This is a genomic window from Nanoarchaeota archaeon (assembly GCA_018897155.1).
GTDB lineage: Archaea > EX4484-52 > EX4484-52 > EX4484-52 > LFW-46 > LFW-46.
In genome coordinates this window covers 12,828-25,857 of record JAHILE010000024.1, presented here as the reverse complement: position 1 = coordinate 25,857, position 13,030 = coordinate 12,828, and the positions used below count along the sequence as shown (strand labels likewise).

Here is a 13,030-nt window from a genome sequence, read left to right as displayed (position 1 = left end):
TGAATATGTACAAGTCAATGACTAGGCTGCGGTATCATTGAGTTTTATCACTTCAAATATTGCATACGCTCCGTTTTTATATGTCTCTTTAATCTTTTCTTGTTTTAACAGCTCTTGAAGTATCATAAGATTGTATTGTGAAACATATTGGTTGTTTGTTGCGGAAATAGCCAGCGGAAACACATAATAATTCAGATCATTTGAATACAAAAAGTATGTTGACGTGTCGTTATGATATCCGTAACTGAACAATGTTTTTCTGTATGGATAATATGCATTAACTATCTCATTTGTTTGCATCATTGTGTAATTGTCTTTTACTATTCCTTTTTTAATCCCGTCCGAATAATCTTCCAAATCAACTATGTATGCAATTCGATTCGTTGACCAAAGGCTCATCGGTTGTGATGGCAGGGTTCCATAAAAATATCCTATATTTGCATCTTCCGGAGTGTTATTTTTTATCCACATCAGTGCATTCCATCCATCTTGATCAATAAGTCCACCACCTTTTAACATCCCTATATGTGTGTATGAAAATAATATGATAAGTGTGACGCTCAGTATGGCGTAGTGTTTATAGTTCCAGTTTTTGAAGTACTTTGCGCCTAAAGAATAAATTACAATTCCGCAAAAAACCGAAAAATAAATGGGCCATGCATGCCGCGATTGCCATGCTCTTAAGCCGAGGCCGAAATAATTTCCATAACCTATAATCAAGATATATATTCCGGCAATAACTGCAGTAAACGGAAACTCTTCTTTTTTCCTGAATGCCAGCTGTTTGATTCCAATCAAAAGGCCAGCAAGCACCAATAGGACAACAATTCCAAAGTCAGTTATTTTTACCCCGAGGCTTGCGGCAATCGGCGACACTGACATTACTTCGAATGAGAATTGCTGAAATCCCACCATCCAGCTATTCTTAAAAATAATCAGGTAGTATGAAGCGATGATGGCGAACATCGTAAATCCAATAATCACGTTCTTAAGGGCGGGCATATCCAATTGTTTTTCTTTCAGATATCTTAATGCCATGAAGACTGCTAAGAATCCTGCCGAGAATATTGCTTCGGACATGTGCCCCAGTGCCGCGCCGGTTAATAATATTGCAAGGAATATGCTGGAATATTTTGCATGCAGGCGATCTGCAAGCCATACAACAGATGCAAGAAATAGCGCGCCCGTAATGTATATCCACTGCCCAAAAGCACGCTCTACTTCAAAATTAAAGTTAAAAATTCCTAGCATGAATGGCAGGCTCAATATGGCGAGTTCTTTGGAATATCTTCGTATGACAAAATAAATTAAAATGAAAGGTGGTATTGAAAATAAAATGGCTATTATGTTTGTTGCATCATATGTTTCGACACCGGTAATTATGGAAGCCATTGCGCCTAAGTGAGATTGAAGCGGCGGATAATATCCCACAACATCCTTAAATCCGGAAACTGTGTTTGGAGGTTCGTATTTAAAATTGCCCACTTCTTTTACGTATTGGGGCATCGAATATCCGTTGCCGAAGTTATCATTCGCATTATAAAACGTCGGATACTGGTGAGATAGCTCGTAATTCAACGGCTGCGCGAGTTTCAGAAAAATGAAAATGGATACGAATAAGATGAGGATTGCTGTTTCAATAAATCGTTCGCTTTTGATTATGTCTTTAAAATTAGAGTTTTCTTGCATTCATCCATCCCTGCATAAACCATAATCCGTTAGTGACAAGATTGTACAGATGCGGAAACGACCGCACTTTTTTCAATTCCTGAATTGCGATTCTTGGAGTAACATAAAAGTCGAAAAAGGCCTTGTCGCGCCAGTGTTCAAGGTCGTTGTTTGAAAGATTCGGAAGCGTTATGTTTGCCTTGGGCGATTCGAGGCGCGTGTATTCCTTGTTTATTATGTATCCTTCCTTGTCGTAGCGCGCGTAAAGCTCTGTTCCCGGGTACGGCGTCGCTATGTGGAAATTCGCGTAATTGGGCTTTATCTCTTTTACAAAATCAAGAGTTTTTTTGATTGTCGTTTCAGTCTCAAAGGGCGCGAGGCCGAATACGATATGCGCAGCGCTCTCTATATTGGTTTCATGAACCCACTTGAAGGCATTTCGCGTCTGCTCGAGAGTTATGCCCTTGTTCACATAATTCAGTATTTCCTGGTTGCCGCTTTCAGCTCCGAAAGCTACAAGGAAGCAGTTTGCTTCATCCATATGCTTTAGCATTTCCTGGTCGATTGTGTTCACGCGCGAATTAACAACCCAGGACATGTCTTTTTCAAGCCCGCGTTCAACCATTCCATTGCACAAATCAATCACGAATTTTTTATTGAATGTGAAAGTATCTGCCCAGAAGAGTATTTTTCGAACACCCAGTTTTTTTACATGCTCTATTTCTTCAAGAACCTTTTCCGGATTCCTGTACCTGAAATCGTGGCCGTAAAATTTTGTTCCAGTGCAATAGATGCACTTGTAGGGGCATCCTCTTGAAACATCTATTAATACCTGTTTTTTCCTGTCTATCGGAGTTCTATAAGCATCAAGAGGAAGAGAATCAAAATCCGGCATCGGAAGCGCGTTTATATCAACAAGAGGCGCGTCCGGATTCGTTACTATTGCCTTGTTATGGACAAAGCTTATGCCCAATACTCTTTTCCAGTCTTTTCCGGATGCGATACAGGCAGAAATCTCTTTTGATATCATTTCCGGCTCTTTCCTTATGCAGATATCAACAGGGCCTGCTTTCAGTATTTCGCCTGTGATGAGCGTGGGAGCAACGCCAATCATTGCAATAATTGCTTTCGGGTATTTCTCCTTGATTTTTTTGACTGCAAACATGTCTTCGGTCAGCACAGAAGGCAGTGATGTGTTTATTATTGCCAGGTCCGGCTGGAATTTTTCAAGGATTGAGTCAAGCTTTGTTTTGTCGTTTAAGGAATATTCTGCAATATCGTCAATAAGCCGGACTTCATGTCCGTCTTTTTTGAGTATGCTTGATATGTACGCAAGGCTTATCGGCATGCGCAGATTGCTCCACGCGCCGCTTCGCTCCATACACCTGCCTTCTTTCACAAACAGCTCTTTTTTGTCAATGCTGCCGGAAGGCCCAGGATTGAGGCAGAGAATTCGCATAGTATTTATTGAAGAGAATACCTTTAAAAAGTTTGTATGCAGTCACTATTTATTTTTTAAAAAGCTCTTTTAAGAAAAATATTGAGAATCTCCAGCCCATCCGAAATGTCTGCGCTTTGCGCGCACCGCCTATCCGCTCCATTTCTATTGTCGGAATCTCTGCGACTTTGAGCTTATTTTTTGCCGCGCGAATCGACATCTGGAATTCTATTTCATATTCGGTTGCATCAAGTTTCATGTTTTCAAGCGCGCTTTTTTTGACTATCCGGAATCCATTGACTGCATCAGTGTATTTTGAGCCGTAAAAAAGGTTTATTATCGCAGTAAAAAAATGATTGCCTAGATTTCGCACATGCAGCGGATCATCGCTGTCGTCGCTTTTTCCGCCATCCATGAAGCGGGATCCCGCCACAATGTCATATCCTTTTTTTGCTTCTGCTACAAGCCGTGGGATGTCTTTGGGATTTTCGTTTCCGTCCGGGCTGAAATAAAGAATATAATCTCCCTTTGCATTTTGGAGACCGTACATGAAACCTCTTCCGCGGCCGCGCTCTTTCTGGACAACAACCTTTATTCCCTGTTTTTTGAAGAATTCTATTGTGCCGTCTTTCGAGCCTCCGTCAACCGCAATCACTTCATCAACTGCATCAAACGGTATTTTCGGATACATTTCCTTTACCGGAATGATTTCATTCAGTGTTAAAAGGACAAGGGTTACTTTCATGCAATTTTTTTAATTGCCAATCTTTATAATCCTATAATCCCTTTATCCTGTTCTGCTTTTTGTTGCGTTGCGAGGCACGAGATCCTCAAGATCATATATGTATGCGGCTTCAATGTTGTTTATTAGAATGACTTTTTTGGGCTCGTAATTGCGGAATATTTCTTTTTTATTTTCAATTGTCCCTTCAAAAACAGGTTCAAAAGAGGACATAATGAAATACCTGATGTGCCTGCCTTCAAAATCGAATATATTGGATACTTCAGTAATTGTCGGCGGGCGCCCGTATTTTTGCTGGAATTGCGATTCTATCTGCCATATTATAAAGTCGTCTTTTTGCCTGAGGTACATGTGCAAATTAATTCCGTAAAATGTCTCATTTTCTTTTAGCATGTTTTTCATAGTGTCTGAAACGAGTTTGTGTATGGGCCACGGGTATGTTATACATTGAGCCTCATCAAGTTTACATAGCGGCCCCTTTGTTTGGGCATAATACGGTGCGGCAGAAAAGAGCGATGCTGCGGAAAACACTATATAAATGGATAAAAATATGAAGAAGACGGCGCGTTTTTTATCAGAATCTTTGATGTTCAAAGCGCTAAAAATAGAGTATTCTGCATCTGAAAATGCCAGAGACATAAGGAAGACTAATCCAAAAACATAAAGAATCAATCTGCGCCCGAGCCCGCTATTTATGCTGTAATCAAAAGCAGCGGATATTGTTAAAGACACAATTAACAATACGACTAGATAAAGTATGAAGCGTTCATTATTAGATGCATTTCTTGTTATTGCAGTCTTTTTCAATAATATTATGAATGTGCTTATTGAAAAAATTGCGATGGCTGCGTCAAATAAAGAGATATTGAACAGGAAATCGATGAAGAATTTTGGAAACGATCCGCTGATGACAACTTTTCCAAGATTAGGGTAAAATGTAAAAAATGTATTTTTCACATCAAAAAAGTCAGTCAGGCTGAATTTGTATGGCAGAAGCATGGCGAATAAAAATGCAATAACTGACATTATCATGTATTTTGCAGATATGAAAAAAGAGTAGCCCTCTTCTTCTTTTTCCGGATTGCTGAGCGTCTTTAAGTTTATCTTTGCCATGCTGGAAAAATGCTTAAAGAAACCGAATGAGTATTTTTCCAATATGATAAATATCGCAAATGGAAGAAATATAACGGCCGTATATTTTGTCGCAGTCGCAAGCCCGAAAAAGGCTGCAGAAATTAGAAAACAATAATATTCTTTTTTGTTTCCTTTTTCTGCCTTGTATGCCCGCCATAAAAATAAGAGCCCGTATATTGTTAATGTCCACAAAATCACGTCATAGTATATTACGCGACCCCATTGGATAATAATGCCAAAGAATGCAAAAAAAGCAATTGAATACGCTGCACTATATTTGTCAAGAATTGAAAAAGAGAAAACAACAAGACCCAGGAATAACAGGATGGATGCGAGGTATGATGGCGCTACGCAGTATTTTTCTGCCCGGCTATACGGCTCTCCGATTAACGGAAATATTGACGGATAGAAGTTTTGTGGCTGCTGGATTATTGGAGAGAAGTCAGCGCCAGAAAGCATGCACCCTGCACCAAAAATTATGTTTCCCAAAGGAGGGTATGTGTGCATCAGGCCTGGAAAGTAGTCGTGCGGATAATACCATTTAAGGCTTCCGGCCACTACGCCCGGAGAATCCCCTTCAAGAGCACCTTCAGCATTATATTGGTACACTCTGAAAAAAATACCTAGCGCGAGGATTAAAACAATTGCAGTGAATAGCAGCTTGTCTTTTTTGTAATTTTCCGACATCTTGTTAAGAATTGATTCGGGTTTGCCAGGCGTTTCATTCATAATATTCAGACATTTAAAAGCAGTTTATATATATTTATCTGCAAAATACGTCTTGTATGAAAGTTTTATTATTAAATCCGCCATTTATTCCGAAATATTCAAGGCAGAGCCGCTCGCCGTGCGTCATGTGATGTGTTACAAAATATGGGACCTTTAAATATATTAGTAACTAAGTAGTTTCGGTATAAGATGAAAGACCAGAACAATGATGATTTTACGAGGAAAAGCAACATCCCTTGGAATAGAGGTTTGACAAAGGAAACAGACAAACGAGTAAGAAAAATCGCAGAGTCTAAAACAGGCAAAAAACGATCCGAAGAAACAAAACAGAAGATGTCGAAAGCAATGAGCGGTAAAAACCATCCGTTCTACGGAAAGCCCCGTTCAGAACAAACGAAACTAAAAATATCTCTGGCAAACTTAAATAAGAATCCTGAATATTTGGATATATTGTTTACTGAAGATTGCAAGCAGGTGCTTTTGGGTAGTTTATTAGGGGATGGTAGCTTATCACACGGTAATGGAACAAATTATTATCTTGAGGAAACGCACTCATCAAAACAAAGAGACTACTTAATATGGAAAGACAAGATCCTGAAAATTTTCGGGTGTAAGTTAAAGGATAAAGAATATATGAATTATAAATTAAACAAGAAATACCCCCAAGTCATAATTAAAACATCTTCACTTCCTTTACTAAGCGAGTATCATAAAATATTTTATTTTGATAGAAAAAAAAGAATAACCTCGGAGATTTTAGACCAAATAAATGAACTAGGTCTAGCAGTATGGTATCTAGATGATGGACACGTCACAATATTAGAAAATTTAGTAAATTTTTCCACCGATTCGTTTACCTATATAGAACACACCATAATAAAAGACTGGTTCATAAAAAAATGGAATGTAAACCCAAAAATATGCAGAAGGAACAATACATATTATATTAAATTTAATAGTACTGACTCTAAAAAACTTTTAGCAATTTTTAAGGTAATTTTCGAAAAATATGGGGTCCCAAATTGCGTGTTTTATAAACTGGGTGCATTATGGGAAGGAAATAAAGACAGAATAACATTATCTCGCAAGGAAAAGAATGAATATAAGCGGGCATGGAGAAGGAAAAGGCGAGAAATAAGAGAGAAGGAGAAATTAGAAAAACTTAGGGAAATGGGGGGGGCTATAAAAAAAATGTATCATGATGAGTGCTTAACCATCTCAGAGATTGGTAAAAAACTTAGTTATAGCCATGCAGGGATCATAAAAATTATGAAAAAACTCAACATCCCGCGAAGAACAACACAAGAAACAAAGAAGTTGAGGGGTCAAATATGAAAATATTGGCAGTAAATCCACCTTATATTAAAGGGTTTTCGAGACAATCGCGCTCTCCCTGTGTTACAAAGAGCGGAACATTATACATGCCTTACTTCTTATCGTATATGGTGGGCGTTCTTGAAAAAGAAGGTTTTGACGTGTTGCTCATCGATGCCGTTGCAAAGAATATGTCGCGCGATCAAGTCATGGAACTTGCAAAGCGCGAGAATCCCGCTCTTGTTGTGATTGACACAAGCACGCCAAGCATCTATAATGATGTGGCTGTTGCAGATGCAATAAAAGAGGCAGTGCCAACGGCTCACATAAATCTTGTCGGAACGCACCCTACTGCGATGCCGCACGAGACTATTGCGCTTGGCAAAATCGATTCTGTCTGTTGCAGCGAATATGATTACACTGTAAGAGACCTTGCAAAAGCCCTTGAAGCGGGGAAAAAGCTTGACAGCGTTGCAGGGCTGAGCTTTGCGAGCGGCAAAAAAATTGTTGATAATCTGCCGCGCGAATTAATCAAAAATCTTGACGAGCTGCCGTTTGTCTCTGAAGTTTACAAGAAGCACCTGAATGTGCGCGATTATTTCTACGCATCGCTGACTTTTCCGCAAGTGACAATACTTACCGCGCGCGGATGCCCTTATTCATGCAGTTTTTGCAACAGCCCTTTTAAGGGATCATACCGCTCGCGCTCTATTGAAAATGTTGTCAAAGAGCTTGAATACATCCAGAAAGAACTGCCAGAAGTTAAGGAAATCATGTTTGAGGATGAGACATTTCCCGCAGTCAAGCAAAGGACTATTGAGCTTTGCGAGCTTATGAAAAAGCGCGGCATAAAAATCAAGTGGTCGTGCAACGCGCGCGTAAATACTGACATGGAAACACTTAATGTGATGAAATCCGCAGGATGCAGGCTCATGTGCGTTGGCTTTGAAAGCCCGAACGCAAGGGTGCTCGAATCAATACATAAAAGGACCACGAGAGATATGCAGCTTGAGTTCATGAACAATGCAAGACGCGCAGGGCTTCTTGTTAATGGCTGCTTTGTTTTGGGCCTTGACAGCGACACAAAAGAAAGCATACAGGAGACTATTGATTTTTCAAAGGAACTGCATCCGGATACTGCACAGTTTTATCCGCTCATGGTTTATCCGATAACTGAGGATTACAAGCGCGCAAAAGCAAAAGGGTATCTTACAACAGAAGATTATTCAAAATGGCTGACTCCTGAGGGGTTGCATAATTGCGTTGTTGACAGACCCGGATTGAGCGGAGCCGAGCTTGTTAAGATTTGCAATAAGGCGCGAAGGCAGTTTTACCTGCGGCCAAAATATATTGCAGGAAAGCTTGTCCAGGGAGTGAAAAATCCAAAGGAAATGGCGCGGATAATCAAGGCAGGCGCGACGTTTGTCAAGCATCTGAAATAATGGTTTTTTATCCAAAGAAAAAGGAGAATGATAAAAAATCATGGCATTTTGCGCCAAGCTTTTTGAGGTTGGAGCCCTCAAAAGCTTCGAGTTTGCGAGCAGCAAACGAGATGATCTTAATCCAATGCATGAAGAGATGATAAAAAATGATTTCTGTAATAATGCCATCCTACAATTCCGAGAAGACAATAGGCAACTGCATCAAGGCGCTTCAGTTGCAGAGCATTAAAAATTACGAGGTTGTTGATAAAGAAGGAAGCACTGCATATATAAGCCAGAAATTTGAGATTATTGTTGTCGACGACGGCTCAATTGATAAAACTGTAGATATTGTCAAATCTTTCAAAAATGTTAAGTTCTTTAAGCGCCAGCACAAAGGCCCGGCATCTGCGCGCAATTTCGGCGCGAGAATGGCGCGCGGAAACATACTATTATTTACGGATTCCGACTGCGAGCCGGAGGAGAACTGGATTGCGGAAATGGCCGCGCCTTTCTCGGATAAAATTGTTGTCGGAGTTTCAGGCACTTACAGGACGCGCCAGAAGGAAATTATCGCAAGATTTGCGCAGTATGAAATCGAGGAGAGGCACGCGAAAATGGCGGGAATGAAATCTATTGATTTTATCGGGACGTTCTCTGCAGGGTACCGCAAGGATATATTTGAAAAATTCGGCGGATTTGACGAGTCGTTTTCAACATCCGCCGGAGAGGACCCTGAGCTTTCATTTAGAATTGCCGAGTCGGGCTATAGGATCATCTCGCAAGGCTCGAAGCTTTTTCAGACATCGTCTGAAAAGCCTAAAGCGGAGCGCAAGGATTTTGGGACTTTGACAGCCCCAAAAATGGTTTTCGCGCCTAAAGCCATTGTTTACCACACACACCCTAACACTTTAATGAAGTACTTGCGCCAAAAATACAGAAACGCGCGATGGAGATACAGAGTTTACCAAAAAAGAGAAAAAACGCTCAAAAAAGGGCATTCATATACGCCAAAGAGCGCCTTTTTGGAAATCTTTTTTGCAGGACTATTTTTTTCCTCTGCACTTAGTGATGTTGTGCGTTGGATTATTTTTCAAAAGATGCCGCCATTTTCATGGATTGTAATATATCAAATAATTCCAACAATAGCAATATTATTTCTTTCTTTACCTTTGCTAATACACATATTCAAAAGAGATATTCTGGTTGGATTTTGGGCATTTGTTATAATACTGTTCAGAGCATTTGCAACTGGTTTTGGTGTTTTCCGCGGTTTTGCGGATGATGTATTTAGGAGGCTTAAAAAATGAAAATACCCTATTTGATGTCGATTTAACTAATTGGCTTTAAAGCTCTTTTTGCGGATTCTTTGAATAGAATTCTATGCTTTTTTTAAGCCCATCTTCAAAAGGCATTTTAGGAGCCCATCCGATTTCGCGCTTTATTTTTGAGATATCCGAAAGCGTGCTTTGCACGTAATTTTTAAGCGGGTTTTTTACGTATGTCGGCTTTATGTTTGTGCCAAGCTTTTTGTTTAAAATCCCTACAAGCTGATTGAATGAGTATTCAATTCCTGTTCCGACATTGTAGATTTCGGCATCTTTTCCCTTTTCCATGATATTCATGAGCGCCTCAACAACGTCGCTCACATATGTGAAGTCGCGCGTCTGCGTTCCGTCGCCATAAATTATTGGAGCGCGCCCTGCCCGGAGGTCCCAAAGAAACTGGGTCGCATTATTTGCATACTGCGTTTTGTGCGATTCGTATGGCCCGTATACGGAAAAGAAGCGCGCGCCCTTTGCAGAAACGCCAAAATACTGGAGGTACATCTGCGCTGTGATTTCCATCAGGTATTTGCTGAGTTCATAAGGTGTTCCCGGGACAATTTTCATATCCTCCGTATATGGTTTTTGGCATCTCGCATAAAGAGAGCTCGTAGTTGCGTAGACTACATTTATTTTACGGGTTGCGGCAAGCTCAAGAATGTTTTTGAATCCGGTGAGGTTGCTTATTATGCGTTCTGAATGGTCTTTAAACATCGGCGCGCTCGAGAATCCGGCCAGATGGTATATTTTTTTAATGTCGTGCGTTTCAACTATGTTTTTAAGCTTCTGGAAATTACAGATATCGCATACAATTTTTTCGCAGTTTACGCCGTCGAGATTTTCGACGCGGCCAAGAAATTGATTATCAACAGCCACGACATCCCGTCCATCGGCTACAAGCCGCCTGACCAGGTTAGTCCCTATGAATCCGAATCCTCCGGTTACGAGTTCTTTTGACATATAATCACACACGTATTGGAGGAATATTGTATTTTTTAAGCTTTTGTTTATAAGTTAATTAACGCGGTTTGGTGATTTTATCAGAATTCTTCATGTTTGCGGGCATTTTTATCCATGCACCGGCGGAATTGAAAGCTATGTTCTTGACCTGTGCAAGGAGCTTATTTCGCGCGGACATACGAGCGATGTCGCATGCTTGAATACCTGCGCATACGCGAGCGAAAAACTTCCTGCAAGGGATATTTTTGAAGGCATAAACATTTACCGGCTTCCATATTCTAATCTGAAATATTACAAAATCGCGCCTTCTGTCCTGAAATTCGCCAAAAACTATGATGTGATTCACATACATGGCGTCGGTTTCTTTTCAGATTATTTTTCCCTTACAAAATGGCTGCACGGAAAGCCGCTTGTTCTTTCGACGCACGGCGGAATATTTCATACAAAAAACTTGTCTGTTCTTAAGAAATTCTATTTTTTCGGATGGTTCAGGCTTGTTTCATCCGGCATAAGCAAGATATTTGCGCACAGCAAAAACGACCTTGAGCTGTTTTCAAAAATATCAAAAAACAAGTGCGCATATGTGCCTTATTCCATACGCTATGATTTTTTTGACATTGCGCGCAAGCCGGAAAAAAGTACATTGCTTTTTGTCGGAAGGATTTCAGAGAACAAGCGCGTCGACAATTTGGTAAAATGCGCTGCAGAAGCCAGGAAAAAAATCCCGGGCATAAAGCTGTTTGTTGTGGGCGGCGACTGGGGCAGACAAAAAGAGGCGCAAGCTATTGCAAAGTCCCTAGGTGTCGAAAAAAACGTATTTTTTGAAGGCGAAAAGCATGGAAAAGAACTTCTTGAATACTACAAAAAATCAGGCATTTTTGTGCTTGCATCAAGTTATGAGGGCTTTGGCATATCTGCAATTGAAGCCATGGCAGCGGGCTGCATACCGGTTTTGAATGATATCCAAGCGTTTCGCGCATTTATCAATGACGGAAAGAACGGATTTATTGTCGATTTCTCGGATGCAAAGAAGGCTGCTGAAAGAATAATAGAAATAAATAACTTGCCTTTGAATATACGCAATAGGATTGAAGCCGCTGCAAAGAAAACCGCAAAGGAATATGATTGGGCTAAAACAGCAGGGGATATAGAATCTTTTTATGGTGAATTGATATGAGAATCATCTCGTTTCGCTTCGCTTATTCGAAGCTTTTCATTTTTCAAGATTATGGGGATTCAAAATGAAAATTTTAATTACTGGTGGCGGAGGATTTATAGGAACAAACCTTGTGGAAGCATTCTCAAAAAAAGGCTTTGATGTTACAATATTTGACAACTTTTCAAGAGAGACTTCTGTAAAAAACAGGGCGTTCATAAAGAAGAATTACCCTGATGTCAAAATAATCGAGGCTGATGTAAGGAATTTTGATGCTGTTAAAGATGCTGTTGTAAACAAGGACGCTATAGTCCATGCCGCCGCCCAGGTGGCTGTAACCACATCTATTGCAGATCCTATGCTGGACAAGGCTACAAATATCGACGGCACTTTAAATGTTCTTGAAGCCGCGCGAAAGTATGGAAAAGCGCAGGCAATCTTATTCTTTTCAACCAACAAAGTATATGGCGATAATGTCAATGCAGTTCCTCTCCAAGAGCAGAAGACGCGATATGATTTTGCCGGCGAACTGAAAGGAAAGGGGATTCCTGAGAACTTTTCAATAGATGCGCGGGAGCACACGCCTTACGGATGCTCAAAACTTGCTGCAGACATCTACATGCAGGATTACAGCCAGGTTTTCAAGATGCCGACAGTAGTCAACCGCTGCAGCTGCATGTACGGGAAAAATCAGTACGGCAACGAGGACCAGGGCTGGATAGCACACTTTGTTATTTCTGCGCTGCGCAAAAAGGCGATGAGCATCTACGGCGACGGAAAACAGGTCCGGGACGTGCTTTTTGCAAGCGATGTTGCCGCGCTTTGCATAAAAGAAATAGAGAATATCACTGAGGCAAAGGGAAATGTTTTTAACATCGGCGGAGGGCCGAAAAATGTCATATCAGTAAAGGAATGCCTTGAAGAAATCGGCCGCAATCAGCTGCTTCCGCCAATAAGCCATCACGAATGGAGGCCTGCGGACCAGAAAGTCTATTACAGCGATATAAGGAAGGCGGAAAGAATTCTGAAGTGGGCGCCGAAAGTTTCGCCGAAGGAAGGGATAAAAGAGCTTTACGCATGGGCTAAGGAGAATGCGGTGTTGCAAGAATAAGTTATACCTCGTTCATGAGGCGGAGTTATTTT

Annotated in this window: 10 protein-coding genes; 5 read left to right on the top strand and 5 right to left on the bottom strand. The window is 40.6% G+C overall.

Annotation, left to right across the window (positions count from 1 at the left end; all coding sequences use genetic code 11):
• Positions 1–21: 21 nt before the first annotated feature.
• Genes KKB09_02630 through KKB09_02615 form a run of 4 tightly spaced genes read right to left on the bottom strand, consistent with a single transcriptional unit; the run spans position 22 to position 5,711 of the window.
• Positions 22–1,689, bottom strand: coding sequence for a hypothetical protein (locus KKB09_02630; protein ID MBU4300091.1), 1,668 nt, complete (start codon positions 1,687–1,689; stop codon positions 22–24).
• Positions 1,673–3,127, bottom strand: coding sequence for a B12-binding domain-containing radical SAM protein (locus tag KKB09_02625; protein MBU4300090.1), 1,455 nt, complete (start codon positions 3,125–3,127; stop codon positions 1,673–1,675). Before KKB09_02625 ends, KKB09_02630 begins: the two co-directional genes overlap by 17 nt.
• Positions 3,128–3,176: 49 nt before the next feature.
• Positions 3,177–3,851 carry a glycosyltransferase family 2 protein gene (locus KKB09_02620; GenBank protein ID MBU4300089.1) on the bottom strand — a complete coding sequence of 225 codons (675 nt, stop codon included), beginning with the start codon at positions 3,849–3,851 and terminating at the stop codon, positions 3,177–3,179.
• Positions 3,852–3,893: 42 nt separating this feature from the next.
• Positions 3,894–5,711, bottom strand: a complete 1,818-nt coding sequence (locus KKB09_02615) for a glycosyltransferase family 39 protein (protein ID MBU4300088.1) — start codon at positions 5,709–5,711, stop codon at positions 3,894–3,896.
• A 189-nt stretch (positions 5,712–5,900) separates the two neighbouring features.
• On the opposite strand from KKB09_02615, the gene KKB09_02610 reads away from it, so the two are divergent.
• The 3 genes from KKB09_02610 to KKB09_02600 all read left to right on the top strand — a co-directional run bounded on the left by KKB09_02610 (position 5,901) and on the right by KKB09_02600 (position 9,756).
• Complete coding sequence (locus tag KKB09_02610) at positions 5,901–7,046, top strand: hypothetical protein (protein ID MBU4300087.1); 1,146 nt, start codon at positions 5,901–5,903, stop codon at positions 7,044–7,046.
• Positions 7,043–8,467, top strand: a complete 1,425-nt coding sequence (locus KKB09_02605) for a radical SAM protein (protein ID MBU4300086.1) — start codon at positions 7,043–7,045, stop codon at positions 8,465–8,467. The genes KKB09_02610 and KKB09_02605 overlap by 4 nt, the downstream gene beginning before the upstream one ends.
• A gap of 146 nt (positions 8,468–8,613) precedes the next feature.
• Positions 8,614–9,756, top strand: a complete 1,143-nt coding sequence (locus KKB09_02600) for a glycosyltransferase (GenBank protein ID MBU4300085.1) — start codon at positions 8,614–8,616, stop codon at positions 9,754–9,756.
• A gap of 36 nt (positions 9,757–9,792) precedes the next feature.
• Here the strand turns inward: KKB09_02600 and KKB09_02595 are convergent, their stop codons facing one another.
• A complete protein-coding gene (locus KKB09_02595; protein ID MBU4300084.1) occupies positions 9,793–10,731 on the bottom strand; it encodes a GDP-mannose 4,6-dehydratase in 939 nt (312 codons plus the stop codon).
• A gap of 196 nt (positions 10,732–10,927) precedes the next feature.
• Here KKB09_02595 and KKB09_02590 point away from each other — a divergent pair, with 196 nt between their 5' ends.
• Together KKB09_02590 and KKB09_02585 are read left to right on the top strand one after the other, a co-directional pair.
• Positions 10,928–11,908 (top strand): glycosyltransferase family 4 protein, encoded by a 981-nt coding sequence (locus KKB09_02590; GenBank protein ID MBU4300083.1) that lies wholly within the window; start codon positions 10,928–10,930, stop codon positions 11,906–11,908.
• Positions 11,909–11,972: 64 nt separating this feature from the next.
• Positions 11,973–12,998, top strand: a complete 1,026-nt coding sequence (locus KKB09_02585; protein MBU4300082.1) for a GDP-mannose 4,6-dehydratase — start codon at positions 11,973–11,975, stop codon at positions 12,996–12,998.
• The last annotated feature ends 32 nt before the right edge of the window (positions 12,999–13,030 follow it).

Excerpts from the sequence above, each read along its gene's own strand:
- KKB09_02630 (MBU4300091.1), bottom strand. The coding sequence starts at position 1,689 with ATGCAAGAAAACTCTAATTTTAAAGACATAATCAAAAGCGAACGATTT.
- KKB09_02625 (MBU4300090.1), bottom strand. The coding sequence starts at position 3,127 with ATGCGAATTCTCTGCCTCAATCCTGGGCCTTCCGGCAGCATTGACAAA.
- KKB09_02620 (MBU4300089.1), bottom strand. The coding sequence starts at position 3,851 with ATGAAAGTAACCCTTGTCCTTTTAACACTGAATGAAATCATTCCGGTA.
- KKB09_02615 (MBU4300088.1), bottom strand. The coding sequence starts at position 5,711 with ATGAATGAAACGCCTGGCAAACCCGAATCAATTCTTAACAAGATGTCG.
- KKB09_02610 (MBU4300087.1), top strand. The coding sequence starts at position 5,901 with ATGAAAGACCAGAACAATGATGATTTTACGAGGAAAAGCAACATCCCT.
- KKB09_02605 (MBU4300086.1), top strand. The coding sequence starts at position 7,043 with ATGAAAATATTGGCAGTAAATCCACCTTATATTAAAGGGTTTTCGAGA.
- KKB09_02600 (MBU4300085.1), top strand. The coding sequence starts at position 8,614 with ATGATTTCTGTAATAATGCCATCCTACAATTCCGAGAAGACAATAGGC.
- KKB09_02595 (MBU4300084.1), bottom strand. The coding sequence starts at position 10,731 with ATGTCAAAAGAACTCGTAACCGGAGGATTCGGATTCATAGGGACTAAC.
- KKB09_02585 (MBU4300082.1), top strand. The coding sequence starts at position 11,973 with ATGAAAATTTTAATTACTGGTGGCGGAGGATTTATAGGAACAAACCTT.